General features: G+C 42.6%; 23 protein-coding genes, 1 tRNA gene and 1 other RNA gene. 5 read left to right on the forward strand and 20 right to left on the reverse strand.

Annotated elements, in window-relative coordinates; translation table 11 throughout:
* Nucleotides 1-6: 6 nt before the first annotated feature.
* From QVE09_RS25555 to QVE09_RS25575, 5 genes are all read right to left on the reverse strand, one after another.
* A complete protein-coding gene (locus QVE09_RS25555) occupies nt 7-741 on the reverse strand; it encodes a hypothetical protein (RefSeq protein ID WP_315939091.1) in 735 nt (244 codons plus the stop codon).
* Nucleotides 707-1,636, reverse strand: coding sequence for a queuine tRNA-ribosyltransferase (locus tag QVE09_RS25560; protein ID WP_315939092.1), 930 nt, complete (start codon nt 1,634-1,636; stop codon nt 707-709). Before QVE09_RS25560 ends, QVE09_RS25555 begins: the two co-directional genes overlap by 35 nt.
* Before the next feature lie 109 nt (nt 1,637-1,745).
* Nucleotides 1,746-2,537, reverse strand: coding sequence for a hypothetical protein (locus QVE09_RS25565; protein ID WP_315939093.1), 792 nt, complete (start codon nt 2,535-2,537; stop codon nt 1,746-1,748).
* 92 nt (nt 2,538-2,629) lie between these two features.
* Nucleotides 2,630-4,678, reverse strand: coding sequence for a tRNA-guanine transglycosylase DpdA (gene dpdA / locus QVE09_RS25570; RefSeq protein WP_315939094.1), 2,049 nt, complete (start codon nt 4,676-4,678; stop codon nt 2,630-2,632).
* Nucleotides 4,679-4,761: 83 nt separating this feature from the next.
* Nucleotides 4,762-5,304: a VUT family protein gene (locus QVE09_RS25575; protein WP_264934929.1), complete on the reverse strand. Its 543-nt coding sequence runs from the start codon at nt 5,302-5,304 to the stop codon at nt 4,762-4,764.
* Nucleotides 5,305-5,547: 243 nt separating this feature from the next.
* Between QVE09_RS25575 and queC the strand changes: the two genes are divergently transcribed.
* From queC to queE, 3 genes are read left to right on the forward strand one after another with little or no spacing between them, the layout of a single operon-like run.
* A complete protein-coding gene (gene queC, locus QVE09_RS25580; protein WP_315939095.1) occupies nt 5,548-6,207 on the forward strand; it encodes a 7-cyano-7-deazaguanine synthase QueC in 660 nt (219 codons plus the stop codon).
* Nucleotides 6,204-6,686, forward strand: a complete 483-nt coding sequence (gene queD / locus QVE09_RS25585; RefSeq protein WP_315939096.1) for a 6-carboxytetrahydropterin synthase QueD — start codon at nt 6,204-6,206, stop codon at nt 6,684-6,686. Before queC ends, queD begins: the two co-directional genes overlap by 4 nt.
* Nucleotides 6,679-7,392, forward strand: coding sequence for a 7-carboxy-7-deazaguanine synthase QueE (gene queE / locus QVE09_RS25590; protein ID WP_315939097.1), 714 nt, complete (start codon nt 6,679-6,681; stop codon nt 7,390-7,392). Before queD ends, queE begins: the two co-directional genes overlap by 8 nt.
* 331 nt (nt 7,393-7,723) lie before the next feature.
* Here the strand turns inward: queE and QVE09_RS25595 are convergent, their stop codons facing one another.
* From QVE09_RS25595 to QVE09_RS25645, 11 genes are all read right to left on the reverse strand, one after another.
* Entirely contained in the window at nt 7,724-8,320 is a 597-nt protein-coding gene (locus QVE09_RS25595; protein ID WP_315939098.1) for a hypothetical protein, read from the reverse strand.
* A 317-nt stretch (nt 8,321-8,637) separates the two neighbouring features.
* Nucleotides 8,638-9,002: a transfer-messenger RNA gene (gene ssrA, locus QVE09_RS25600) on the reverse strand.
* 588 nt (nt 9,003-9,590) lie between these two features.
* Complete coding sequence (gene smpB, locus QVE09_RS25605) at nt 9,591-10,073, reverse strand: SsrA-binding protein SmpB (protein ID WP_036674736.1); 483 nt, start codon at nt 10,071-10,073, stop codon at nt 9,591-9,593.
* A gap of 260 nt (nt 10,074-10,333) precedes the next feature.
* A complete protein-coding gene (gene rnr / locus QVE09_RS25610; protein WP_315939099.1) occupies nt 10,334-13,126 on the reverse strand; it encodes a ribonuclease R in 2,793 nt (930 codons plus the stop codon).
* A gap of 566 nt (nt 13,127-13,692) precedes the next feature.
* The gene (gene secG / locus QVE09_RS25615) at nt 13,693-13,926 is read right to left on the reverse strand and encodes a preprotein translocase subunit SecG (RefSeq protein WP_036616231.1); all 234 of its coding nucleotides are present in this window, start codon (nt 13,924-13,926) and stop codon (nt 13,693-13,695) included.
* Between the two features lie 212 nt (nt 13,927-14,138).
* On the reverse strand, nt 14,139-15,425 hold the full coding sequence (gene eno, locus QVE09_RS25620; protein WP_062837741.1) for a phosphopyruvate hydratase: 1,287 nt from the start codon (nt 15,423-15,425) through the stop codon (nt 14,139-14,141).
* 240 nt (nt 15,426-15,665) lie between these two features.
* Nucleotides 15,666-17,210 (reverse strand): 2,3-bisphosphoglycerate-independent phosphoglycerate mutase, encoded by a 1,545-nt coding sequence (gpmI, locus tag QVE09_RS25625; RefSeq protein ID WP_315939100.1) that lies wholly within the window; start codon nt 17,208-17,210, stop codon nt 15,666-15,668.
* Between the two features lies 1 nt (nt 17,211).
* Entirely contained in the window at nt 17,212-17,964 is a 753-nt protein-coding gene (gene tpiA, locus QVE09_RS25630; protein ID WP_036616221.1) for a triose-phosphate isomerase, read from the reverse strand.
* 36 nt (nt 17,965-18,000) lie between these two features.
* Nucleotides 18,001-19,182 carry a phosphoglycerate kinase gene (locus QVE09_RS25635; RefSeq protein WP_036674741.1) on the reverse strand — a complete coding sequence of 394 codons (1,182 nt, stop codon included), beginning with the start codon at nt 19,180-19,182 and terminating at the stop codon, nt 18,001-18,003.
* Nucleotides 19,183-19,333: 151 nt separating this feature from the next.
* Complete coding sequence (gene gap / locus QVE09_RS25640) at nt 19,334-20,341, reverse strand: type I glyceraldehyde-3-phosphate dehydrogenase (RefSeq protein WP_056695277.1); 1,008 nt, start codon at nt 20,339-20,341, stop codon at nt 19,334-19,336.
* Nucleotides 20,342-20,447: 106 nt separating this feature from the next.
* The gene (locus QVE09_RS25645) at nt 20,448-21,473 is read right to left on the reverse strand and encodes a sugar-binding transcriptional regulator (RefSeq protein WP_221822444.1); all 1,026 of its coding nucleotides are present in this window, start codon (nt 21,471-21,473) and stop codon (nt 20,448-20,450) included.
* A 426-nt stretch (nt 21,474-21,899) separates the two neighbouring features.
* Here QVE09_RS25645 and QVE09_RS25650 point away from each other — a divergent pair.
* Both QVE09_RS25650 and clpP read left to right on the forward strand, forming a co-directional pair.
* Nucleotides 21,900-21,974: transfer RNA gene (locus QVE09_RS25650), tRNA-Arg, on the forward strand.
* A gap of 175 nt (nt 21,975-22,149) precedes the next feature.
* A complete protein-coding gene (gene clpP, locus QVE09_RS25655; RefSeq protein WP_017691245.1) occupies nt 22,150-22,746 on the forward strand; it encodes an ATP-dependent Clp endopeptidase proteolytic subunit ClpP in 597 nt (198 codons plus the stop codon).
* 169 nt (nt 22,747-22,915) lie between these two features.
* On the opposite strand, the gene QVE09_RS25660 is transcribed toward clpP, so the two are convergent.
* The 4 genes from QVE09_RS25660 to whiA form a co-directional block, all read right to left on the reverse strand.
* Nucleotides 22,916-24,013 carry a stalk domain-containing protein gene (locus QVE09_RS25660; protein ID WP_315939101.1) on the reverse strand — a complete coding sequence of 366 codons (1,098 nt, stop codon included), beginning with the start codon at nt 24,011-24,013 and terminating at the stop codon, nt 22,916-22,918.
* A 387-nt stretch (nt 24,014-24,400) separates the two neighbouring features.
* Nucleotides 24,401-25,153 (reverse strand): SIMPL domain-containing protein, encoded by a 753-nt coding sequence (locus QVE09_RS25665; RefSeq protein ID WP_074092967.1) that lies wholly within the window; start codon nt 25,151-25,153, stop codon nt 24,401-24,403.
* 156 nt (nt 25,154-25,309) lie between these two features.
* A complete protein-coding gene (locus QVE09_RS25670) occupies nt 25,310-25,579 on the reverse strand; it encodes an HPr family phosphocarrier protein (RefSeq protein ID WP_017691248.1) in 270 nt (89 codons plus the stop codon).
* 254 nt (nt 25,580-25,833) lie between these two features.
* Nucleotides 25,834-26,772 carry a DNA-binding protein WhiA gene (whiA, locus tag QVE09_RS25675; RefSeq protein ID WP_091038642.1) on the reverse strand — a complete coding sequence of 313 codons (939 nt, stop codon included), beginning with the start codon at nt 26,770-26,772 and terminating at the stop codon, nt 25,834-25,836.

Raw genomic sequence — 26,772 nt, forward strand, 5'->3', positions numbered from 1 at the left:
TCCCCCCTAATTCTTTTTTAGTTGAATCCAATTCCACTCTTGATTAGGTCCGTACGATTTAAAAGGTAGGTCTTGTTTGTAACTAATTTCGAGTGATTTATGCTGTAAGCCCATTAATCCAAAAATCAATCCTCTAAAGATCATCCCTTCTGAAGTGATGCAAGGTAGAATAGGATGGATCTTTTCCTCACAAAATGGATGAAGTGCCCCTTCCCATTCACCCACCTCCTCTATAATTTCTTGTAAAAACGATATATGCGGCAAGGCATAAAACCCTGTGTATACCCGTCTTCCCGCTCCCCAAGATTCCATCATCCGTTTCCAAGCATTAATTTTTTCTTGACCAATCATTGTTCTTGTGAACCTTTTGTTTACATGATAATGAATGTTGGTTTCAAAAATCTTATCTTGTTTTACAAAAACTTCATTGTATAAGGATGAAAAGATGTAATTTAAACTTTCTTCATCTTTGCTTTGTGACATTGATATCTTACCTAATCGTCTAAATACATCTTTATTACTCCATGCCTTATCATCAACAGCAAAAAGTAATCCTTCTTCTTTCACTATAAAATGAAGATCCAGAAGTATAGTTATAACGCCCTCAATTAAGGAAGTAATATCTCCTTCGTCTGTATATTGATATGCTTCTCGGAGTGTACTGATCTTAATGCCCCTATGTTCTCTAATCGTTTCATAGATTGACTCAATTTCCGGTCCGTAACACATTTGAAAAAGCACATGTCTCACCTCCACTCTTTTCTGTTAAGAAGTCATTTATTACAATAGAAAGATGATAGTAATTATGTATCGATCTTAGTTTCATGTATTCTCTTGGAGAGGGAATAAATAAATTTTGCGCATCAACTTGGCATACAGGACAATTACAAGGAAGCGGTTCACTGAGCCTTGGACTAGTTAATTTTGCGTGTGACTTGGACAAAAAATAGGTTTTAAATGGTCTACTATAAAATACCTGAAAGAAAGCTGCTGCCATTGTTGGCCTCGTAGAATCAAAAGATTTCACCCCAATATCAATCATAGCTCGCATCTGAGGAACCCCTGTTACTCCAAAGACATGAAGGTTAGAAGGTCCAACTATATCTGCTGCGTAGTTAATCATTTCAATTTGTTTACTTTGATTTTGGAACAATAAAGAACCGATTCCGAATGATCTATAACCCATTCGAGATAACTCCCTCGCAGAAAACTCTATACTTACCCGATCGTAGCCTTGAATTACCCCCATTGGTACTACATGTCCAGGCAAACTTTTAGAATTAAAAAGATTCATATATTCGTAAGCATTAAACAAGGTTTTTTCCATAGCCATATATCTTTCGGATAATGATGTTTTGTTTAACATCGGTTCATCGAAGTGAACCATATAAGCCTTACAGGGATCACAACTCTCAAGAAAAGATATTTGTATTTGAAATATATCTTTAAGTGATGGACGAGTTTCTTGCTTTACATAATAGACCGATCCACAATCCAGTATTATATTTTTGGGTTTTGTTTTGAATTTTCCTAAGGACCCCTTATTATCAGGAACAGCGCTTACAAGTATAGAGCAATCTGGATAATAATCTGTGAATATAGCATCACTATGAGACCATCCAACATAAAATTGCATGATATCCCCTCCTATTTTTTACGTGATTTTACGTGATAAATGCATTTTACCATAGTTTTTTTATCTCAGCTACCGCTAAATAAATAAAAAGAGTGAGCCTTTTTTAGGCTCACTCTATCCATTCTTTCCAGATTTCATATATAGATTCACGAACAGCACGATGAAATCGAAATTTCCCATTCTTACTAAGGTAAGATTGCCAAAAGGGGTTATCTCGTTGAAAAAAGTCCCCCGTCCAACCCATATGATGAAATGGTTTTGATAAGTTTGGCAGGTTAATTACATAATCTTCAGATTTCCATTCATCTACGAAAAACTTTATATAAAACTCCCATGCAAAACTTGTATCCGCAACAGATCTTTCTCTAAATTTTTTTCGCTCCATAACAGGCAGGTATCCGAGATACGGATACTCTTTTATTAGGCACTTTAAATATTGGATGAAGTCGCTACAATAGTTAGGCCATTCTTCATTTCTAATTTTGACATTGTTAAGCATCTTAAGGATACTCTGCAACGATTGAAGAGTAAGTAATTTGGTAGAGTTACTACTGAGCTTATCCGTTCTCTCAACTATTCGATTGATGAAATCATAAGCTAGTATTACTTTCTCACAGTATTCGGCTAAAGAATTGTTTGAAGAAATAAAAATTGTTACATATTCATCCCCTTCATCACCATCTGGTAGAGGATAGAGGAACACCGGATTAGATAATTTTATTTTATCTTTTGCCTGTTCTATAATTTCTTCATAACTTACTGTAACAACATTCTGGTTAAAGATTGCTGTATTTATAACAGGAAAATCCCATAATTTTAGCCTATGTAATGTAACAACGCAAAAATGACCTGTTTTATCGTTCCTATTTAACCTACGTACTCCATCAATTGAAAATTGCATGGAACTCCCCCAAAGCAAATAAGCCCTAGTGTATCACACTAAGGCAACTTATGCAGTACTGCTACATAGTAAAAATCAAAATTTACTATTATTTATTCTATATTTAAAGACTTTCTGAGTGCTTTTACTTGCTCATGATATACATGTGTATTATGGAAACCTCTTCTTCTGTTTCGATTATTCCCACGGAACACTATTGTATCAATACCAATTGTCTTACATATTTCACATCCACATGTCTCCCATGGACGTTCAGAGAGCACCTCACGGTAAAGATCTTCATGGACTTCACGTTTCTCACCTAGTAACTCATCATATCGTAATATGGCTGATAGGGCTTCTTCCAATCCCAATTCTCCACTACTAAATGCTCTCAATGCCTTTAAAGCATTCTGTTCAAGTTCCTTATATTGAAGGAACTCTCCCTTTCCTTCTTGGACCATCTTTTTCACTCTTCCGGACGTTTCTTTCGCTTCTGGAATTCGAATGGCCGTATAGTGTTTTCCACTTAAAGCATGATAATTGTGTCCTGAACCTAACCACGCGCGTCGCAACGGGGAACTAGAGTCGAATGAAGTAACCCCTAGTTTATGAAAGGATTTCATAGTACGCATATCACGTGCGACCCCAAACAAGTGCAAACGGAAATTTTCGTTTGGAATAATCGGTGAAATTTCTCTTAAAATCTCATATATTTTTCCCGATTGTTCCCTTGCAAGTCCACCTATCGCAATATAGTCATAACCTAAGTTAATTAAATGCAGCGCTGCTTCTTTGAACGACTGGGGATCCCATCCTTGAATAATTCCAATCGGATGAAACTTATGAGTCCCTTTACGGAATTCGACAATAAATTCCTCGGCCTTTTTCAGAGTCAACTCATACCTAAACTGCCTTGTGTCCAAATCCTTCTTGAATGGACCAACGACCAAGTGATCAACGGAAACACCATAATTGATTCCTAATTCATCATAATAGTCGATAATTTGCTTCGTTGTATACGGTGGAACTTCGCTGCTAATATAACTGAATGCTCCGCAATCCCCCATGATTGGAAAGTCCTCAGGCAGATGGAGAAACTTGTGAATGCCACCCATTTCTTTTATAAGTTGAACCTTTTGTTTAGTTGCATTATCAATATTGACTTTAGACACCAACAAACCATCATATTGAGGAGTTCCATAAATCTGGTGAGAATAGACATCATGAAGGAGCGGATTCCGATCCTTATGAGAGACATCATTTATAAAATCATAATTTGGATCCACACGATCATCATTCTCTGGCAAAAAGAAATTAAGTTCCTTTTTATAGTTTACAGCAATTAAAGAATCCGGTACCGGGAATAACTCACTATAAAAAGTTAAGAGTTGAGATGCTTTTAGTGAGTCAACTCTATTTTCTTTTTCAGAAAAATCAGATAGAGTGAGTTGCTTGTCTTTGCTTACAAAAGATTCCATAACATAATCGCGTACTTTAGATGGGTTTAAATAAAGATCTTCCCAGACCTTACGGTGGCCCACAGCAGCAGCTTGTTTTAACAGTTGGGCAAAAAGGAATCCCTTAATACCAATGAGTCCAAATCTAAATACTTTAGCCTCATCCTCTCCTATGGAAAGAAGATGATAATTTTCTTCAACCATAACTCTAGTTCTGCTTGAATTCCCAGCAAAAAAGAAAAATCTTTGTTGACCACTAATGCTCAGCGGCCATTCAACAGATTGTAGATACTTATCACCAAGAAGAAAGAACACCAAATCGTATTCACGAACTCTTTCTTGCAGCGTTTCGGTGATTCTTTGTTTTTTTGACCAATTCTTTATAGTTTGGGAATTCATATTGTTAAACGTCACTTCATAAGGAACAATCTTGTCGTTCTCACTTAACAATCCATATCCTGCAGAAATTATATTAAGATCAATGTTTCCCCCGTGTTCACGGTAAGTATTAATACCATCCATCAATGCCAGATGTTGACTACCTGTGTACATATCCTTGGCAGTTGTTCTATACGGGGATAATTCGGTTTCTCTCTGATGTAATCTGTTTTCATCCTGAAAATCTTCAAATAACAATTGATTTTCGGGCTTACTTATTTTCTCACCCGTACATGAGGTTACCACTAATATGCGCTTTTCCATATGTCCTCCGTATCCCTATATACAAATGTTTGTTCCCCTGCAATATTAACATATATCTCTTTTTAATTAAAATGTCACTACTCTTAAACAAATCGGTCCAATCTTTTATTCAATGAGAGACGAATTACACCAGATGCAAGCAACTGAACAACAGTTTTAACAATAATCTGTCCTAAAATTGCATATACAACTGCATTCCATGGAATAAAGTTTGCCCCAAGTGGTGATAAGCCTACCACAACAAAAATTATACTATCTAAGAAGCCCCCAACAATGCCGCTATACATTACACGCAGATAAAAAGGAAACTTTAAACGAGTATATATTTCCGTATCAGTTGTCTCCGATACTAAAAAAGTCAAAACAGATGCAAATGTAATCCAAAGCCCATCACCAAGTAAATATGAAGTTGCTCCAGACAAAATCATTGCCAGGATAATAAGAATATATACCACTCTTCTCCCTACAAAAATCTGAACAAAATCTCTAAGGATAAAGGTAGCCCCAATAATAAAGGACCCTGCTGGAATAATAAACATTCCAATTTGGATAGGTTTTGTTCCTGCTGTTACGACATTCGCTGTAACAATAGCCGCTAAGTATAATAGAATAACTAGGTATTTCATTTGTTCACCTTTTCTCAATTTTATCAGTATTCCAACTATTATATAATAGGATTTTGAAATCAGCTACCCCCCTCTTTTGACTCATTGGGTACTCGAAGGTTTAAAGAAAGTTCTAACAACAAATAATTTATTCCACGTTTACCTGTAATCGCACCAGAAGAGTAAACATGATTCCTGACCGTATAGTGATATACTTGTTATGTAGCATACTGCTCATAGAGCATCAGCAAAGGAGACTAACCTATGAATAATAAAGCACTTGTTGTATTTAGTGGAGGACAAGATAGTACTACCTGCCTACTCTGGGCATTAAAAGAATATGATGAAGTTCAAACTGTCTCTTTCCAATACGGCCAACGTCATAAACTAGAATTAGAATGTGCATCTGAAATTGCAAAAGAACTTAACGTAAAGCACCATGTTCTGGATCTTAATTTACTCAATCAATTAGCACCTAATGCGCTAACTAGAAAAGATATTGAAATAGAAGCAGGTAGCGAAGGGACTCTTCCAAATACATTTGTAGATGGCCGTAACATGTTATTCCTTTCCTTTGCAGCCATTTTAGCTAAGCAATTAGGTTACTACCATATTATTACGGGTGTATGTCAAACCGATTTTAGTGGCTACCCAGATTGTCGAGATGTTTTTGTTAAGTCTCTAAATGTCACATTAAACCTTTCAATGGACTACAACTTTGTAATTCATACGCCGTTAATGTGGCTAAATAAAAAACAAACTTGGGAGTTAGCGGATCAGTTAGGACATCTTGATTTTGTGAGAACGAAAACATTAACTTGCTACAATGGAATTATTGGAGACGGATGCGGTGAATGCCCAGCATGTCTTTTGCGTAAAGCAGGATTAGAACAATATCTTCAAGAGAGGGGCAATATTTTATGAAAAACGAAATTAATGTGTGCAAGATTTTTCAATTTGATGCCGCTCATCAACTTATAGGTCACAATGGGAAATGTGCAAATGTTCATGGGCATACGTATAAACTTGAGGTTGTCATTAGAGGTACAACTTACGGTTCTGAAGATGTGTCCAACGAAGGATTCGTTATGGATTTTAGTGATCTCAAAAAAATTGTTAATGAGGTTATTATAGATAAGTTTGACCATGCTTTTCTAGCAGCGGGGAATGAACCTGTTCTCCAAACACTAAAGTCTACTGGATCAAAGGTTTGTATCGTTGGATGTCGTACAACCGCAGAGAATATGTCAAAGTACATTTGTTTTGAACTTATTAAAGCCAACCTTCCAGTATGGTCCATAAAACTTTGGGAAACGTCTACAAGTTGGGTAGAAGTCTTTGCTTCAGATATAGATCATGAAGGACCTTTTTATGCACAAAGTGGAGTTTGCGATTATGAGTAAACTTCCAGTAATTGAGCTTTTCGGACCGACTATTCAAGGAGAAGGTTCAGTTATTGGACTGAAGACAATGTTTGTTCGTTTATACGGATGTGATTACAAGTGCTCCTGGTGTGATTCAGCTTTTACCTGGGATGGCTCTAGCAAATCAAGTATACAACGTTTAACCAGTTTAGAAATTATTGATAAACTGAATTCAATTGGATTAGATGGTTGTACCTATGTCACAATATCAGGTGGTAATCCTGCCCTCTATAATGAACCTATGCATGATCTTATTTCTGAACTTCATAAAAGGTCAAAAAAAATCATTGTCGAAACACAAGGGAGTATTTGGAAAGACTGGTTTAATGATGTTGATATATTAACCATTAGCCCTAAACCTCCTAGTTCTTTAATGTCAACAGATTGGGGGATTCTTCAATCTATCTTTGCGAACCTCCAACATTCAAACGTCTCTTTGAAAGTAGTTATTTTTGATGAAACTGATTATCTTTATGCAAAAAAAGTTCAAAGTTTATTTCCTGACATTACTTTATATCTTCAAGTAGGAAATGCTGAGGTAACACGCAGTGAAAGTATTGCAGGACAACTACTAAACAAATTAGAATGGTTATTCAATTTGGTTATTAATGATCCAGAAATGCAAACTGTTAGAGTACTCCCACAACTGCACACTCTGATTTGGAATAACGAACGAGGAAAATAGGAAATTAAAAAATATTATATAGACCACCAGTAGGGGAGTTAAGCATACTCCTATTGGTGGTCTATATCTTGTTTGCAACATCACATCATAATTGAGTTGTTTTAAGTGCGTCGTTTAATGCTTGAACCACTCCCTTGTGAGTTTTATCAAATCTGTGAGTGTAAATACGACTAGCACCACTAAGAATATTTCTTTTTCAGTATCCAAAATGACCCCCTCACCAATTTAGTCACTTTACACCTATAATATGCTGCTTACTTGACCTGTAGATTTCTCCTCACTATCAATAAAACCGACAGTAGTTAGCCACTGTCGGTTTTATTTTGAAAGATTAAATTTTATTAAATAAGTTCTGTATCTTATCCATGACATCTATATCATCCACGACTTTTGTTAAATATCTTTTCCATTTATCATATGTAACTTGATTAGGCTTTAGCGAATTATTTACTCTTATATTGGGATGTTCCCCATTATAGTCAATTTCAAATAATAGATACGCATCTCTGGTATATTTCCTACCTTGTTTAATTCCAAGGTTTATCAACTTAATTTGTTTATCAAGCGGCTTCCATTCTATCATGTGTCGATACTCAGAGATCTTTATGGAACTCTCTTTCTCATTCCATACTCCACCTTTATAATAGAGAATCTGTTCTTCTTCTCCATACTGCCAAAAATCTAATATTTGTATGCGGTTACTCGATTTGTCACGAAGTTCTCCAAATCTTATAACGTTTACTCCAAAACATGTGTCCTTCTCTAATAATTCCATAAGTCTTTGACAATTCTCCAATAGCCTTTCATCTGCAAGTTTCATTAAGGCAACTACTTGATAAAAAGATTCTAGGGGTATTAATTTCTCTTGGCTATATTGGTGGTTTATCCAATTAGGAATAATGAATCCATCTGAAGATGAGAAAATCATACGAAATACTTTTTGCCCTTTTTCATTGTAGCATTCGATCTGATAGCGATACTTATCAAACCACTTTTTTACGTTTGTCTCGTCCCCATCTGTCGTTTCTTACTTCTTTAACGTAATTTTTTATAAGGCTAAAGCTCGAGTTTTCTGTCCTAAATTCAATCATTAATGTTCCAACTCCCAATAAAATAATAGCAAACCTAAATAGACATTATGTCAACAACATCATCGATATAAGCACTATAGAAATCTAGGGTCTATATTTGGTCTATAATTTTTACCTTTACAAGTAAAAAACCCGCTCTATGAGCGGGCTTTTAGAATGGAGGCGAGGGGAGTCGAACCCCTGTCCGAAGATAACGGCACATAAGCTTCTACGGGTGTAGTCACAGTTTTGATGTCACCCGAGTATCGCCCCGTAACCGGCTATACGTTGGGTCAGCCTGATTATCTTCTTCAGCACACCCCAGGCGGAGATGTGACAGCGTATCCCACTACTTGTTAGCCCCTATCCCTGTCACATGGGCGATGCAGGGTAGAAGCACGCACACAGTTTCTTAGGCTGCGAAAGCGTAGTTTGTTTGTTGTTTGCCGTTTAATAGGCTTTAGCGTTGATAAAGCGGACGCGTCCCCACTACCCGCTACCCATGCTCGAACTATCCCCGTCGAATCCATAAACGCCCCCTCAATGAAGAAGGGCTCCAGGATTAAATCCGTGAATACGGAGCAAAGGTGCTGCACATCTTTTTCCTCCAAGGTAAAAAGATGCTTCTTTCAAACTCGGCATTCCTGTCTGCTACATGAGTAATCATAACACAGGACACATCACCGAAATAGTACAGATTGCTGGAAGACATTCCAGCAGGCTGAGCATGTGTACAAAGTTATACAATACAACAGGCTCAATCGTCTACATATTATACCGCGTCACTAATCGGAAGTAAAGTTTCCCAGATCGGATCACGAACAACTGCACCTAAGTATTTTACCCACTACCCTGACAAACTACGCAACAGGTGATAATTTAGATTCATCACCACACTTAGCTCCATGCTCCTAGCAATGTACTTAATCACACACAACAAAAATCAGCCAACTGCATACTTCAGCTATTCACATCAAATCACCTTCCCCAATACAAATAACAAAAGCCTCAATTTGCCCATTGCAGGACAAACCTTGAGACTCCTTAACTCATACATCAATCTTCCTAGCTCCATCACAAAAACTAACTTATACACCTAAAGTAAAGCTTTCGCGCCCAGCGCTCCACTTAACGTGCGACCTTCTGCTTCTCGCGCAGTACCCGTTGGATATCACGTTGAGCATCCCGCTTGGCTGCAGTCTCCCGTTTATCATACTGCTTCTTACCTTTACCCAGTCCAAGCAAGAGCTTTGCGTAACCATTGCGGATATAGATTTTCAGCGGCACAATGCTGTATCCGTCCTGTTTCGACAGCCCGAGCAGCTTGTGAATCTGCACTTTATGCATCAACAACTTGCGCGTTCGTGTTGGATCGAGCGGATTATTTCGGTTCCCTTGTTCAAAAGGACTAATATGCATATTGTGAATATGAATCTCACCGTTTCGAATCGTGGCAAATGCATCACCAATATTCGCACGGCCGTTACGAAGAGATTTGATCTCCGTTCCGGTAAGCACCATGCCCGCTTCATACGTATCTTCAATGAAGTAGTCATGGGAAGCCTTTTTATTCTGTGCGAGCACTTTACTCTGTCCATCATTCTTGCCCATGTCCTCACTCCTTCTCCGTAAAATAAGCCGGTACCATGCTATATAGCAGCGCACCCAATGTTGCACCAAGGTACCTCGTGCCAGACCTTAATTGTAGCAAGTACGGCTGTTAAAATCAAGAAAGAGGCGACCTCTGCCGCCCCTCCTCATTACACCACTTTCAGACTGTGCGAAACAACACACCGGCTGAAGTGACTATTTCTCTAACGCTTAACCCGGAGGAACCAGTTGTAATCCGTCTCTCCAAAGTTACGTTAGCTTTATTTTTTCTTTTTTCGTACAAAAGCTGCCGTGCCGTTACCAGCGGCACCTTTGCTCTTCTTCCGCTTGCGTCGTGGTGCTCCACCTTCCTGAGCGCCACCAGGAGTTGCATTCTCTCCAATAAACACGCCGCTCGGCGAAGTGTTTTTGCGTCCACTTACGCCTTTGCCACCTTTACCGCCGCCCTTGCCGGACTTAAAGCTTCCTTCACCGCGACCGCTGCCGCTGTTCAGGCCACTTCCTTGTCCACCGGTTGAACTAGTATCCGATCCACCCGATGTAGAGCTATAACCGCCTTTACCTGAGCCAAAACCAAAGCTCACCGCGCCTTTGCCCCGGCCAGTTGATCCACCAGCATCACCAGCACGACGCTCACCTTTAGGTTTGCCGCCTTTACCTGCGTAGCCACCAGATGAGCCTGCGCCCGCGCCTGCACTTGCTGCTCCACCGCGACCGCCACGTCCACCTTTGCTGCTTTCTTCCGTTGATCTGCCACCACGGCTGGCTCCAGCACCTGTTGAACTGCCTTTGCCGCCACGTGAACCGCTGAAACCACTTGGTCCACCCTTGGCACCGCCGCGTCCGCCGCCGCTACTAGGACGTCCACCTTTTCCTCCACGTCCGCCACCGAAGCCGCCAGGACGTTCACCGCGAGGTTTCATATCCACCATTTCAAAATCAATCGTATACTCTTCCATGCTTACACGTGCCACACGGATCTTCACTTCATCACCGATGCGGAAGACTTTCGAGGTACGTTCACCAATCAGAGCCATATGCTGATCATCAAAATGGTAATAGTCGTCTGTGAGCGCGCTCAAGCGAATCAGGCCTTCGACCGTGTTCTCCAGTTCAATGAACATACCAAAGCTGGTCACACTGCTGATCATGCCTTCGAATTCTTCGCCTACTTTATCGAGCATGTACTCGGCTTTTTTCATTTTCTCCGTATCCCGCTCAGCTTCTACTGCCACACGTTCACGTTCCGAAGACTGCTGCGCAATATCGGCCATACGTGCTGCCAAATACTCCTGACGGTTCTCCGGCAAAGCACCATTATTTTCAATGACTTCGCGAATCACCCGGTGAATGACGAGGTCGGGATAACGACGAATTGGAGACGTAAAGTGACTATAGAATTCTGCCGCGAGGCCAAAGTGACCTGACATTTCAGAATCATACTTCGCCTGTTTCATGGAACGGAGCATCATCGTACTAATCACGGTTTGTTCTTTCGTTTCTTTGATATCCTCAAGCAAAGATTGAAGCGCCCGTGGATGAATCGCATTGCCACGTCCTTTGACCTGGTGTCCAAAATTCGCCGCAAAGGCGAGGAAATTTTGCAGTTTTTCCTGATCCGGATCTTCGTGCACACGATAAATGAACGGAACCTTCAACCAGTGGAAATGCTCTGCCACGGTTTCGTTCGCTGCCAACATGAATTCCTCAATGATTTGCTCTGCAATTGAACGCTCCCGTTTTACGATATCTATCGGTTTGCATTCTGCGTCCACAATAATTTTGGATTCTTCAAAATCAAAGTCGACCGCACCACGGCGCATACGCATAGCACGCAGCTTCAGGGCAATCTCTTTCATCAGATGGAAATCATCTACCAGATCCTTATAACGCTCGAGTAATTCCGGCTCTTCACCTTCAAGGATTTTACGGACGTTGGAATACGTCATCCGCTCTTTGGTTTTGATTACACTTGTGAAAATATCATGTTTTACAACCTTCATCTGGTCGTTAAACTCCATCTCACAAGACAATGTCAGGCGGTCTACCTGTGGGTTTAAACTGCAGATACCGTTGGATAGACGCTGTGGCAGCATCGGAATAACCCGATCCACCAGATACACACTGCACCCACGGTTGTAGGCTTCTTGATCAAGCTTAGAATTCTCTTGCACATAATAGCCGACATCGGCAATATGAACGCCCAGACGGTAATTACCATTAGGCAGTTTCTCTACATTTACAGCATCATCCAGATCCTTGGCATCTTCACCATCAATCGTGACAATGTTAAGTCCGCGCAGATCACGGCGACCCTGTTGTACAATCTCTTCATCCGTGATGGAGTCTGGTGCTCTCTCCGCCTCTTCTACCACTTCATCCGGGAAAGCTTCAGGCAGCTGATGCTTGCGAATGACGGACAAAATATCGATACCCGGCTCATCCTTATGACCAAGAATCTCGATCACTTCACCCTCGGCTGCCGCACGGCCCTCCGGATAGCTGACGATTTTTGCTACAACTTTCTGTCCATCCACAGCCCCAGCAAAGTTCGTACGCGGGATGAAAATATCGCGATTAATCCGTTTGTCATCCGGAATAACGAAGCCGTACACCTCATGGCTTTGGAACACACCTACAACTTGTGTCACAGCACGAGTAACAATACGGACGATCTCACCCTCCAGGCGACCGCCAGAAGGTCCTTGAGACGTGACTTTAACCAATACCGTGTCACCATTCATTGCACTCTTCATATCATTGGCGTGAATGTACACATCCGGGTGCTCCCGATCCTCAGGAATAAGGAAAGCAAAACCTTTGGCGTGAGCCTGTAATCGTCCGCGTACCAAATCCATGCGCTCTGGCATGCCATAACGATTGTTACGGGTCAGCAAAACTTTGCCGGATTCCTCCAGCGTATTAAGCATAATCAAAAAGGCTTTGAAATCAGCTGCATCTTCAATAGCGAAGTGCTGTTCCAACTCCTGATAAGTCATAGGTTTATAAGCGGTTTCCCGCATGAAGTCGAGCAATTGTTGTTCTGTTATCATTAATATATTCACCTCGGGAAACATAAAAGTGTAAGCAAGTCTTATCTCTTTATGTATCGGAATTCTTACCATTTTCATGCAATACAATATCACTTTTGTGAAGAGTGTTGTCGTGCAACCATACTATCTCATACCCTAGTATACACGAATTCAATCCGGCCCATCCGTACCTCGCAAAAAAACCACAGTTGCCGGGCGCTTTTCTAAAATCACGCTTTCACGTATCTCTACAGACATTTTATGCGATACAAGTGCTGTGCGCATCTGGAAAAGAACTACATCCGAAAATTTTCTGTACACATGACATTCATTATAGGGAGTGAGTTCGCGCGTAACGAATAAGCGAGGTACATTTCCATACATGATAGGGGTTTTGTTGCATGATTAAGGAAGGAAAACCGAACAGAAGTGAGAAGAAGACCGAAAATCATGGAGTCTATAGATTAAATTGTTGGAAAAGTTTGGACGCGTAAGAATTTATTAAAAAACCCCCGTTTCTTCACGAAACGAAGGTTCATCAATTAAGCCATTAGCTTAAGCTATTCATTGAACAGCAGTTCCGAATCTTACTTGGAAACCACCGTAACAACAATAGACAAAATCATAAATCCTGCACCCAGTACCACCGTTGCACGTTGCAGGAAGAGATCCAATCCGCGCGCTTTCGTTTTACCGAAAAGATGTTCCGCACCACCGGAGATGGCACCCGCCAAACCAGCGCTTTTCCCGTGCTGCAGCAATACTACAGTGATTAGACCGATCGAGAAGACAACGAGCAGCAATTTCAAAGCAATATCCATTCTTTCCACCTCCTACCCATGTGGGCATAACATCTCACCATAAAAACAGTTACTTTAATTGTAACATAGCTATGGTTGTACTACAAGTAGTACCGTTTATACAATGCCCTACATTTCACCATCTGCTTAATCCTCACGTTATACCATTACTCCGTTTCAATAAAAAAGACAAGCCGGTTACCCGGCTTGCCCGTAAAAGCTGGATATCCAGCTTATTTTTTAAGGTTGTAGAATCCTTTAAGACCATTGTATTGAGCCAGTTCACCCAGTTGATCCTCGATGCGGAGCAATTGGTTGTACTTCGCGATACGGTCTGTACGGGAAGGAGCACCCGTTTTGATTTGACCAGCGTTAGTTGCAACAGCGATGTCAGCGATTGTGCTGTCTTCGGACTCACCGGAACGGTGAGAGATTACAGCTGTGTATCCTGCACGTTTAGCCATTTCGATTGCATCAAATGTTTCAGTCAATGTACCGATTTGGTTAACTTTGATCAGGATGGAGTTACCGATACCTTCGTCGATACCTCTGCCCAGACGCTCAGTGTTTGTTACGAACAGGTCATCACCAACGAGTTGTACTTTGTCTCCCAATTTCTCAGTGAGCAATTTCCAACCATCCCAGTCATCTTCGGACATACCGTCTTCGATTGTGATGATTGGGTATTTCTCAACCCATGAAGCCAGAAGGTCAACATACTCAGCGGAAGTGTAAGATTTACCTTCGCCAGCAAGTGTGTACTTACCATCTTTGTAGAACTCAGTGGAAGCAACGTCCATACCCAAGAATACGTCAACGCCTGGTTTGTAACCAGCTTTTTCAATTGCTTCGATGATTGTAGTGATTGCTTCTTCGTTCGAACCAAGGTTCGGTGCGAAACCACCTTCGTCACCTACAGCTGTGTTCAAGCCTTTGGAGCTCAATACGGATTTCAAGTTGTGGAAGATCTCTGCACCTACGCGAAGAGCTTCTTTGAAGCTTGGTGCTCCAACTGGAAGAACCATGAACTCTTGAACGTCGATGTTGTTGTCAGCATGCTCACCACCGTTGATGATATTCATCATTGGAACTGGCAGTGCTTTAGCGTTGAATCCACCCAAGTAAACGTACAATGGCAGGTCCAGAGCGTCAGCAGCTGCGCGAGCTACTGCCATGGATACAGCCAGGATTGCGTTAGCACCCAGTTTACCTTTGTTTGGCGTACCATCCAAAGTGATCATCAATTTGTCGATACCCAGTTGATCCAATGCATCCATACCGATAACTTCTGGAGCGATTGTTTCGTTTACGTTTTTAACAGCTTGCAGAACGCCTTTACCGAGGTAACGGGATTTGTCACCATCGCGAAGCTCAACGGCTTCGTGGGCACCAGTGGATGCACCAGATGGAACGATTGCGCGTCCGATTGCGCCGGACTCCAGGTATACTTCAACTTCTACTGTAGGGTTACCGCGGGAGTCGAGGACTTCGCGAGCGTACACGTCAGAAATAATAGTCATTTGTGATAATCTCCTTTATAGTTGGGATTTAATTTTAGGACCAACTTGTGTTTGCCCTTATTTCACTTCGTCAGCAGAATCGTCTTCCGATCGCTGTTATCCCCTGATTTCTTTGAACTTATTTTCATAAGTTGAAATCATGTGATAAAGGCGAGCGCTTCGCTTCTTCAGACTATTTCTGCTGCCTTCGTTCCATGTGCAAACGCCAAACCGCCCAATTTATATCTGTTGTTGCGTAACTTATTTACGGGTAGCGATGACGGATGTACCTGTCATCTCAGCCGGTTTAGGCAATTGCATCAGGTCAAGAATCGTTGGCGCGATATCTGCCAGGATTCCACCTTCACGCAGGGTTACATTGGCGTCCGTAACGATAAATGGAACCGGGTTCGTTGTATGAGCTGTGAACGGACGTCCTTGCTCATCGAACACCATATCCGCGTTACCATGATCCGCCGTGATCAGTACAACGCCGCCTTTGGCAAGTACTGCATCCACAACACGGCCCATGCACTCATCTGTTACTTCAACCGCTTTGATGGTAGGCTCCAGCATGCCGGAGTGTCCAACCATGTCAGGGTTAGCAAAGTTCAGAATGATGGCGTCATGTTTGTCTGCTTCTATCTCGCGAACACATGCGTCAGCTACTTCATACGCACTCATCTCTGGTTGCAGGTCATACGTTGCAACTTTTGGTGAGTTGATCAGTACGCGAGTTTCGCCCGGAAGCTCTACATCACGACCGCCGCTGAAGAAGAAGGTAACGTGCGGGTATTTCTCAGTTTCTGCAATACGCAGTTGTTTTTTATTGTTCTGTACCAGAACTTCACCCAGGGTGTTGTCGAGGTTCTTCGGCGAATAAGCCACATAACCTTCAACCGTCTCACTGAACAAAGTCAAGCATACAAAGTGCAAGCCCACAGGGAACTTCGGACCACGATCGAAACCGCGGAAATCCTGGTTCGTGAATACTTGCGACAACTGGATCGCACGGTCAGGACGGAAGTTGAGGAAGATAACGGAATCGCCGCTCTCTACCAGACCTACCGGCTCACCATCCGCTTTGACGATAACCGTTGGTTCAACGAATTCATCAAATACGGATTTCTCATACGATTCTTCAACCGCTTTGAGTGGGTCAGTGTATTTCGGTCCATCTCCATAAACGATGGCGCGGTATGATTTCTCAACCCGTTCCCAACGTTTGTCACGGTCCATCGCATAATAGCGACCTTGAACCGTTGCGATTTGTCCTACACCAACTTCTTCAATCTTAGCGATCAGCTTCTGCATGAAGTCTTTACCACTGTCTGGCATAACATCACGGCCATCCATGAAGGCATGAATATATACATCGTTCATTTCTTCTTTTTTGGCCAGATCCAGCATAGCAAACAGGTGGTCGATGTGACTATGTACGCCGCCATCGGACAACAAACCGTAGAGATGAAGCTTTTTGCCGCTTTGTTTCGCTTCGCGAACAGCTTTGACAAGTGTTTCATTGTCGTAGAACTCGCCGTCACGAATGGATTTGGAGATACGGGTCAAATCCTGGTATACGATCCGGCCGGCACCAATGTTCAGGTGACCTACCTCGGAATTTCCCATTTGCCCTTCTGGCAAACCTACAGCTTCACCGCAAGCAGTGAGTGTTGTATGTGGGAATTGGCTCATGAAACGGTCATAGTTCGGTTTCTTGGCTTGCGCTACCGCGTTGCCTTCCACCGTGTTACGCAGACCAAAGCCATCCATGATGATCAGTGCTACAGGTTTTGGAGCTGTCATCTTACTTCGCCCCCTCAACAAGCGCGATGAACGAAGCCGGCTGCAAGCTGGCACCGCCAACAAGTGCGCCGTCGATGTCGCTTTGTCCGAGGTATTCTGTTACGTTTTCCGGTTTAACACTGCCGCCGTATTGAATACGAACTGCATTCGCAACCGTCTCGTTGTACAGATCCTTCACCAGCGTACGGATGTAAGCAATAACTTCATTCGCATCTTGGGAAGTGGAGGATTTGCCTGTACCAATCGCCCAGATTGGCTCATAAGCGATAACAACTTGTGCCGCTTGCTCTGCAGACAGACCTGCAAAAGCAGCTACTGTTTGCACTTTGCATACGTCTTTTGTTTGGTTCGCTTCACGCTCTTCAAGCGTCTCACCCAGGCAGAAGATTGGAGTCAATCCGTGACGGAATGCTGCATGCAACTTTTTATTAACAGTCTCATCGGTTTCCGCAAAATATTGACGGCGCTCCGAGTGACCAATAATGACATAATCCACACCCAGGTCTTTCAGCATCACGCCGCTTATTTCACCTGTGAATGCACCGTTGTCTTCAAAGTGAAGATTTTGTGCACCAATTTTGATGTTTGTGCCTTTAACGGCTTCTACCAGGGATGGCAGATTTGTAAACGGTGCGCAGATTACAGTCTCCACGCCTTCAACTTCCGCTTTTCCTTTAACTTCCTGAATGAAGTCATTGGATTCGGAAACCGTTTTGAACATTTTCCAGTTACCTGCGATAATCGGTGTTCTCATGGGTTTCAACTCCTTCATGCTATAGACTACTAAAACTTACTTGTCGTTCAATGCCACTACGCCTGGAAGTACTTTACCTTCCATGAACTCGAGCGATGCACCGCCACCTGTAGAGATGTGGTTCATTTTGTCAGCCAATTTGAACTTCTCAGCTGCTGCTGCGGAGTCACCGCCACCAATTACAGTGTAAGCTTCTGTCTCAGCGCAAGCTTCTGCTACTGCACGAGTACCGTGGGAGAATGGCTCGATTTCAAATACGCCCATTGGTCCGTTCCACACAACCAATTTGGAGTTTTTGATTACGTCAGCATAGATTTCACGTGTTTTAGGACCGATGTCGATACCTTCCCAATCGGCTGGGATACCATCGATGTCAACGATTTGTGTGTTTGCTTTCGCACTGAAATCGTCAGACACTACGATATCTACCGGCAGGTAGAAGTTTTTGCCCAATTTTTTCGCTTTTTCGATAAAACCGAGAGCAACATCAAGTTTGGAATCATCCAGCAAGGATTGTCCAATTTCATGTCCTTGTGCTTTGAAGAACGTGTAAGTCAGACCGCCACCGATGATTACGTTGTCTGCAATGTTCAGCAGGTTGTCAATTACATCGATTTTGTCCTTAACTTTGGATCCACCAATGATGGCTGTGAAAGGACGCTCAGGGTTGGAGATTGCTTTACCCAACACTTCAAGTTCTTTCTCCATCAACAAACCGGACACTGCTGGAAGCAAGTGTGCGATCCCTTCAGTCGAAGCATGTGCTCTGTGAGCTGCGCCAAACGCATCGTTAACGAAAACGTCAGCCAGTTCAGCAAATTGTTTTGCCAGTTCCGGATCGTTTTTCTCTTCGCCTGCGTGGAAACGAACGTTTTCAAGCAACAATACGTCGCCATTGTTCAGTTCAGCGATTTGAGCTTTAACAGCGTCACCAACAGAATCGTCAGCTTTAACAACTGTTTTACCAAGCAATTCAGACAAACGCTCAGCTGCTGGAGTCAAACGCAAGGATTCAACCACTTCGCCATTAGGACGACCCATGTGGCTTGCCAAAATGACTTTAGCGCCTTTTTCAATCAAGAAGTTAATTGTAGGAAGCGTTGCACGAATACGTTTGTCATCTGTAATTTTACCATCTTCGAGCGGCACATTGAAATCTACACGGACAAAAGCCCGTTTTCCTGTCAATTCGATATCGCGTACACTTTTTTTGTTCATCTGTATTTCCTCCGCACCCATGTATTTGGTGGACCCATCAAGAGCTGAAATCCCTTGTCAATCCTGGTGTTTTTGAGAAATTTGCAAAATATTGATATATAAAGAGCGGAAACAATATAGCATCTGTTTCCGCTCTATGTTATTGCAGATATTACTTAATCATTTTTGCAAAGTGCTCCAAAGTGCGAACCAATTGTGCAGTGTAGGACATTTCATTGTCATACCAAGCTACAGTTTTAACCAATTGTTGGTCGCCAACAGTCAGAACTTTAGTTTGAGTTGCATCAAACAGGGAACCGAAAGTGATACCTTGGATGTCGGAAGATACGATTTCGTCTTCAGTGTATCCGAAAGTTTGTGGATCGGAAGCTTCTTTCATTACTGCGTTAACTTCTTCAGCAGTAACTTTTTTACCCAGAACTGTTACAAGCTCAGTCAGGGAACCAGTAGCTACTGGTACACGTTGAGCTGCGCCATCCAATTTACCTTGCAGTTCTGGAATTACCAGACCGATTGCTTTAGCAGCACCCGTTGTGTTAGGGATGATGTTTTCAGCTGCTGCGCGAGCACGACGGAAGTCACCTTTAGGGTGTGGAGCATCCAACGTGTTTTGGTCGCCAGTGTAAGCGTGAATTGTAGTCATCAAACCTTGAACGATTCCGAATTTGTCTTGCAGTGTTTTTGCCATAGGTGCCAGGCAGTTTGTTGTGCAAGATGCGCCGGAGATTACAGTTTCAGTACCGTCGAGGATTTCATGGTTTACGTTGTAAACGATGGTTTTCATGTCGCCAGTAGCTGGTGCGGAGATAACAACTTTCTTAGCTCCACCTTTCAAGTGTTTCTCAGCTGCTTCTTTAGTTGTGAAGAAACCAGTACATTCCAGAACGATATCTACGCCCAGGTCGCCCCAAGGAAGTTCTTCCGGGTTACGGTTAGCCAATACTTTAACTTCTTTGCCGTTCACTTTGAAGAAGCCATCGTGTACTTCAACATCGCCATCGAAGCGACCTTGAGTTGTATCATATTTGAGCAAATGAGCCAGCATTTTAGCGTCAGTCAAGTCGTTGATTGCTACTACTTCAATGCCCTCTACATTTTGAATACGGCGGAATGCCAAGCGTCCAATACGTCCAAAACCGTTAATACCTACTTTAATCATGAGTAAGTTCCTCCCAAGTTTTGATTAATTTTTTATGAAACTTATATATTCAAGACAGACCGTGAAGTCCGTCAAGACAACAATAGTTGTGATGCAAAGTAAACCCTTATTCCATTTCAGCAACGATGACTTCGGCAGCAGCCTCATCAATAATCAGAATATCTTCCTGACCAAATCGCAACACGGAATGTATGGCAGCAGCTTTGCTTTTGCCACCTGCAATTCCGATCACAACATCGGTTCGTTCAATATCCTGAAGTCGCATACCCAGTGTAAGCATGGTATGTACCACCTTACCCTGATCGTTAAAGTAATAACCGAAAGATTCAGATACGGCTCCTTGCTCCTGAAGTTCATCTATAATCTCCGTCGCAAGTTTCCGTCTTGTCGCCATCTCCACGGCATCACCAATTCCATGAATAACAATCCGCGATTTCCGAATCAGCTGCAGAATCTCCTGAACACTGGGGTCCTGAATTAATGATTCATAGGCATGATCACTAAGCAAATCCGGTACATGTAGGAGTTTGTACTGAGCTCCTACCCGTTTTGCCATTGTGGATGCAATCGTATTTGCTTGAATTTCAAGGCTTTCTCCAAGTCCACCCCGTGCTGGTACGAACCAGACACCTTTGAGCGATGTTGGCGGAGTCAGTTGCTCTGCGACTTCGGCCGTTGTTGATCCGCCAGTAACGGCGACAACGTCGTTGTCACTCATGATATTGCCGAGAGCCTTCGCTCCGGCTCTGCCCAGTTCCCTTTTGGCAAATGGAGAAACGTCCGAATCACCAGGAACCACAACTACCTTTTGCAGACCGTAGGCTTGCTTGATGCGCTCTTCCAGCTCGGATAATCCGAACAACTCTTTGGCTACGGGCTCTAACTGCTGCAGCAAATCATACCCTGCCTCGCTGATCTTCATTCCTGCACTGTCAATTTCAATAAGTCCCTGAGCCTTTAACAGATCGGTCTCAGCCCTCAGAACCCGCTCGGTCATCTGCATGGAATTAGCTAACGTCCTCCGTCCGATCACATCCGATAACATGATCTGTTGCAGAATCGTATACCTCTTTTTCAAGATATCCATGAGATCAGGCAGAAGCTGCTTTTGTACTTCTAAAATCGTTCGCATGCTTTCCACTCCCGCAAGTTCTCGTTCTAAGCTCTCTTTCGTGGCCCTAAAACGTCCCGGGTTAACTTTTTAAGTCCCACGTCTATTCTACCTAAAACTGACGTGACATGCAAGTGTTTCAACGTGTTATTTCGACACGCATTCAGCGTTTGTACGCGCCTATTTTCACAATCCTAGACTTCCATGATCAAGGACTAGCTCACGCATACTATATATAGAAGAAACAAATGAATTCCATCTACATATCGCTCAGAATCACATTTCATACGGCATGTCCAAAACCTCTAATAGCATTTACTTAAATGCACTCTTTATCCACTCTTCTTCATCATGATCATTTTTAGGTTAATCCAAACCAATACCACAACGAACTGCTTGCAATTAAATATTTCATGAGCTATAATCATTATTGCTGTCACATAATGTGCGCCCGTGGTCCAATGGATATGACGTAGGCCTCCGAAGCCTGAGATCCAAGTTCGATTCTTGGCGGGCGCGCCATTTTATTTAACAACTCATAACCCATTTAACCAATGAAACCGGAAAGGTTTCTTTTTTTTGCAAGTTAGTTTGACTTTCTTTGACTTTTTGTTTGGAATTGTTTATTATGTGGGTAATACGGTAACAGTTTAATTATAAAGACCAATAACATTTACATTCCAAGGAGGTTTTTCACGTGAGTTTTATTCCAATGGTCGTTGAACAGAGCAACCGGGGTGAGCGCGCCTATGATATCTACTCCAGATTGCTGAAGGATCGTATTATTTTCCTTGGTAGCGATGTTAATGACGTAGTGGCTAATGCCATTATGGCACAGATGTTGTTCCTGGCTGCGGAAGATCCGGAGAAAGACATTCACTTATACATCAACAGCCCAGGCGGATCAATTACAGCCGGTATGGCAATTTACGATACAATGCAATTCATCAAACCGGATGTATCTACCATCTGTGTAGGTATGGCCGCTTCCATGGGTGCATTCTTGTTGAATGCCGGTGCAAAAGGTAAACGTTTTGCGTTGCCTAACAGTGAGATCATGATTCACCAACCACTTGGTGGTGCTCAAGGTCAAGCTTCCGACATCGAAATTCGTGCTCGCCGCATCCTGAAAATGCGTGATACGTTGAACCGCATCATCTCTGAGCGTTCAGGTCAACCGCTGGAGCGGATTGAGAAAGATACAGATCGTGACTACTTCATGAGTGCTGCTGAAGCTGCCGATTACGGTATCATTGATAAAGTTATTGAAAACGTAGGTTCCCAAGGCATCTAAGTGTGACGTAGACCACGGTCTATGCGTTAACATAATCAACACCTAACGTAATCAGCAACATATAATTGTGTTGTCTATACGAGAAGAAGCCCTCATCATGATCATGATGAGGGCTTCTTTTTTTTCATTTTATAAGAAAGATAACCGAAGAGTGCATAATAATGATTCGTTATTTGGTTCCCGTTACATCACTGAAAGGTTCTGTACCTTTAGGGAGAATCTCTTTATACGTAAATGGCATTTCAGGGAATCCCTCTGCGTACGCTGTATACTCATATAGCTGGAAGAACACGACCACACCCGTTGGTGTCACATAGAAATCCTGATCTTTATTTAACCCTTTATAACCATCGAGGTATCCACCGCGGGCTTTCAGTTGCTCGCCCACTTTTTTACCCAACGTCTCACGCATGGTTTTGTTATTTTGCAGCACATCATCTAACGTAAGTTCCTTACCTGTGTCCAGTGCAAAGGTGTGGCCCGTACGGTATGTCATACCATGAGCGCCGGCATAATCCTCATATCGTTGTGTAATGAGTCCCAGCACGCCTTTTTCGTTGTACGTCACTACATAAGAGCTCTCAAATGCATATGGACGGTTGGCTGTTGCACCGCCGAATTCAGATGTCTGTTTCTTGAAGTCAGCTACATAAGCATCCACTTCGTCTTTCAGCACTTTGTTGATCGCCGCTTCAGCTTCTTTGCTGGCAAGTCCACTCACCTGTGGATATTGAACATCTACTTCAGCATTTTTCACAGTGACATTAGCTGTTGCCGCTTTAATTTTTACGCTATTTTGTTTCACCTTGCTGAGTGTCAACGTTTTGGTTTTGGCATCCCAATTCCCCTGTACACCCAGATAATCTCTCATTGCCGAGAATGGGATATATAATCTGCCGTTGATCAGCTTTGCATCCACTTGAGGGTAATAACCGTTAATGTAAACGTTTGGTTGTCCATCCATCAGGCTAATGGTCATCGCATTGTTGGCTGCTGTTACCGTATATGACTTGGTTTTCGCATCATATTTCAGGGTTCCACCTGCCACATCTTTAACTGCCGTAAGAGATACCCAAGTTGAGCCACCTTGAAGAAGTCCTTTTTGAGTTAGTGTTTTCCCACCTGATTTCAGGGTCACCTCAGCCGGGGTTGTAACTTTGGAGGATACGGAAGCCGCTTGTACCGAACTATCCTGCCATACCGAACCGCTACCTACAATAATTCCTGCTGCGAGCAAAGCACTTGTCCACTTTTTCCATGATGTCATATATAAAACTCCTCTCTGAATTCACAATTAGGGATCATTGCGTATGTAATCCTGACCTGATCGCATATCTCATACGCTCACCTCTCTATTATAATTAACCCGATTTCGGAAAGGTTTACAGCTCGAGTTACAATGTTGATGAATATCAAGCGGAAAATATAACGGGATATGACCTTTTTGTCACGAACAACTATACAAAAAAGATACCAATAACCAGCATTTCATGTTGCTTCAAAAAGGTACCCTTCTATATAACTTCATCAAAGTTTGCTTTTCCAACAAAAAAAGACTCTGTCCACAGGACAAAGTCTTTGTCATTATTTCGTTGTACCCTTCAAATGACACTTAAAAAGGTTCTTGAGTTTACAATCTTTAGTTCTATCTTGTTTATTTCATTTCATACGTGATATTCAGGATTGTGCTAACTTTAACTTGGCCTGTTTCAATCTCAGTGCCACCTGCTGTATCTTGTGCTTTGGACATCAGCGCCTCACTTGCATAGAATACAGGCACATTGGCATCACCCTGGCTCACGGAAAGAACAGCACCCAGTTGACGTTTAACTGCTTTTGCAATGGCGCCTGCTTTCACATCTGCATTGGCAACAGCTTTCTCAATCACTTGGGACTCATAACTTTCCGGATTTTCTACAGTAAAGCGCACGTTTTCAATGTTGTTGGCACCTGCCCCCGAAGCAGCATCGAGCAACTCGCCGATCTTATCCATCTCACGATATGTGACAGTCAGCGTATGATGCGCTGTATATCCTTTAATCTGTTGTCCGTCTTTTTCGCTATACGTATAGTTGGGTTGTACAGAGAACTGACTCGTTTGAATGTCGTCTGCACTGATCTTCCAAGTATTTTTCAGCAAGTTGGATACCTTTTGAACTTTCGCAGCATTCGCTTTTTGAGCAGATGCAGCTGTCTCTGCAGTACTGTTCACACCAATGGACAGATAAGCGATATCAGGCTTCACCTGAATCTCACCTTTACCCACAACATTAATCACATTCTGTTGTACTCCCTGAACCTCTGCAGCGTAAGCATAGTTACCTGGTGCAACCCATGCTGTTCCTCCAACAAGCAACGTACTTGCCACCAGCACCGCACCAAACGGTTTCATCCATTGTTTACCCATCACGATAGCCTCCTTATGTGTTAACATCTCAAACTTTAATCGATTTGATACCTTAACAGACGGGACAAATTCCATAATGTTGCACTTGACGATAGCAAATACGTCAATAACGCAAAAAAGCCCCTTTCGGGACTTCTTCATTGGATTGATCATATCTTATTGGTTTTCGAGCTCTTCCTTGCTTACCAGACTAACTAAAGCGTTTACAGCCTGTTCGGCATCCGCGCCTTCTGCACTAATCTGGATTTCCGTACCTGTGCTAATTGCAAGGCTCATGATCCCCATGATACTTTTTGCATTAACTTTTTTGTCGTCCTTCTCGACGAACACTTCAGACGAGTACTTATTCGCTTCTTGAACGAACAGTGCCGCAGGTCTGGCATGGAGACCCGTTTTCAAACGGACAACTACCGGGTGCTTTGTCATGGAAACTTACCCCCTATTATGAAATCTGGACATTAAATACACAATTATATTTATACAACATTATACCATTAACCCGTGCAGGACACTAGAAGAAAAAACTCAGGGTACTTTGACGGACATTATCTTGCCCTATTTCATCTTTTGCACAGCGCATCCAATGACCTAAGTAAGTCCCCTAGATCCTTAACGGTTGACTTTCCCGACCTTTCTGTTCAGCAGAAACAGCCGACCTTGTTACTTTACCCTACTCCGTCTTAACCATAACGTTCTGTGCGCACTTTCTCAGCCAGCTCATCAATTTTACGAAGCCGATGGTTCACTCCCGACTTGCTAACTGTACCTTTGAGGAGTTCGCCCACTTCCTTCAAATTGATATCTGGATGAGCGAGTCGAACCTCCGCTACCTCGCGAAGTTTCTCAGGCAACGATTCCAGACCAACTTCCTTTTGCAACAACCGGATATTATCGATTTGTCTTACCGCGGCTCCAATTGTTTTGTTCAGGTTGGCGGTTTCACAATTGACAATTCGGTTAACGGAGTTACGCATGTCGCGCATAATTCGTACATCTTCAAACTTGAACAAGGCCTGATGAGCACCAATGATGCTGAGCAGCTCAATGATTTTCTCGCCTTCCTTAATGTATAGGATGAATCCTTTTTTCCGTTCTATACACCGGGCATTCAGATGAAATTCATTGGCCAGGTCAACCAGTGCCTGACAGTGCTCTTCATACATGGACGCAATCTCCAGATGGTACGAGGAACCTTCCGGATTATTGACCGATCCACCGGCCAGAAATGCACCGCGAAGATAGGCACGTTTACAACAGTTCTGCTGAAATAACTCCGTATTAATCCCCGGCGTAAACAGAAAACCTTCCGATACAATATGAAGACTATTGAGAATCTCCTGTACCATGGTTGGAATACGAACAATATATACATTGTTCTTTTTCAGCCGCATTTTTTTGCGGACCAGTAATTCCGTATGCACTTGAAAATGCTTTTTAAGCAGAGAGTATGCCCGTCTTGCAATGGCGGCATTCTCCGTCGAAATATCCAAGATCACTTTTTTATTCGATAACTGCACTGCACCAAGCATACGGATGAGGGCTGAAAGTTCCGCCTTTTCGCAGCACGGTTCGCTCTCGATCATGGTTAATTCTTTTTTGGTCTGTGCTGCAAACGACAT

It is taken from the genome of Paenibacillus sp. ClWae2A (assembly GCF_032452295.1).
Classification (GTDB): domain Bacteria; phylum Bacillota; class Bacilli; order Paenibacillales; family Paenibacillaceae; genus Paenibacillus.

Bases quoted from the DNA above. Each gene is read 5' to 3' on its own strand.
- QVE09_RS25560 (WP_315939092.1), bottom strand. From the start codon at position 1,636: ATGCAATTTTATGTTGGATGGTCTCATAGTGATGCTATATTCACAGAT.
- QVE09_RS25565 (WP_315939093.1), bottom strand. From the start codon at position 2,537: ATGCAATTTTCAATTGATGGAGTACGTAGGTTAAATAGGAACGATAAA.
- dpdA (WP_315939094.1), bottom strand. From the start codon at position 4,678: ATGGAAAAGCGCATATTAGTGGTAACCTCATGTACGGGTGAGAAAATA.
- QVE09_RS25575 (WP_264934929.1), bottom strand. From the start codon at position 5,304: ATGAAATACCTAGTTATTCTATTATACTTAGCGGCTATTGTTACAGCG.
- queC (WP_315939095.1), top strand. From the start codon at position 5,548: ATGAATAATAAAGCACTTGTTGTATTTAGTGGAGGACAAGATAGTACT.
- queD (WP_315939096.1), top strand. From the start codon at position 6,204: ATGAAAAACGAAATTAATGTGTGCAAGATTTTTCAATTTGATGCCGCT.
- queE (WP_315939097.1), top strand. From the start codon at position 6,679: ATGAGTAAACTTCCAGTAATTGAGCTTTTCGGACCGACTATTCAAGGA.
- QVE09_RS25595 (WP_315939098.1), bottom strand. From the start codon at position 8,320: ATGATTTTCTCATCTTCAGATGGATTCATTATTCCTAATTGGATAAAC.
- smpB (WP_036674736.1), bottom strand. From the start codon at position 10,073: ATGGGCAAGAATGATGGACAGAGTAAAGTGCTCGCACAGAATAAAAAG.
- rnr (WP_315939099.1), bottom strand. From the start codon at position 13,126: ATGATAACAGAACAACAATTGCTCGACTTCATGCGGGAAACCGCTTAT.
- secG (WP_036616231.1), bottom strand. From the start codon at position 13,926: ATGGATATTGCTTTGAAATTGCTGCTCGTTGTCTTCTCGATCGGTCTA.
- eno (WP_062837741.1), bottom strand. From the start codon at position 15,425: ATGACTATTATTTCTGACGTGTACGCTCGCGAAGTCCTCGACTCCCGC.
- gpmI (WP_315939100.1), bottom strand. From the start codon at position 17,210: ATGACAGCTCCAAAACCTGTAGCACTGATCATCATGGATGGCTTTGGT.
- tpiA (WP_036616221.1), bottom strand. From the start codon at position 17,964: ATGAGAACACCGATTATCGCAGGTAACTGGAAAATGTTCAAAACGGTT.
- QVE09_RS25635 (WP_036674741.1), bottom strand. From the start codon at position 19,182: ATGAACAAAAAAAGTGTACGCGATATCGAATTGACAGGAAAACGGGCT.
- gap (WP_056695277.1), bottom strand. From the start codon at position 20,341: ATGATTAAAGTAGGTATTAACGGTTTTGGACGTATTGGACGCTTGGCA.
- QVE09_RS25645 (WP_221822444.1), bottom strand. From the start codon at position 21,473: ATGCGAACGATTTTAGAAGTACAAAAGCAGCTTCTGCCTGATCTCATG.
- QVE09_RS25660 (WP_315939101.1), bottom strand. From the start codon at position 24,013: ATGACATCATGGAAAAAGTGGACAAGTGCTTTGCTCGCAGCAGGAATT.
- QVE09_RS25665 (WP_074092967.1), bottom strand. From the start codon at position 25,153: ATGGGTAAACAATGGATGAAACCGTTTGGTGCGGTGCTGGTGGCAAGT.
- QVE09_RS25670 (WP_017691248.1), bottom strand. From the start codon at position 25,579: ATGACAAAGCACCCGGTAGTTGTCCGTTTGAAAACGGGTCTCCATGCC.
- whiA (WP_091038642.1), bottom strand. From the start codon at position 26,772: ATGTCGTTTGCAGCACAGACCAAAAAAGAATTAACCATGATCGAGAGC.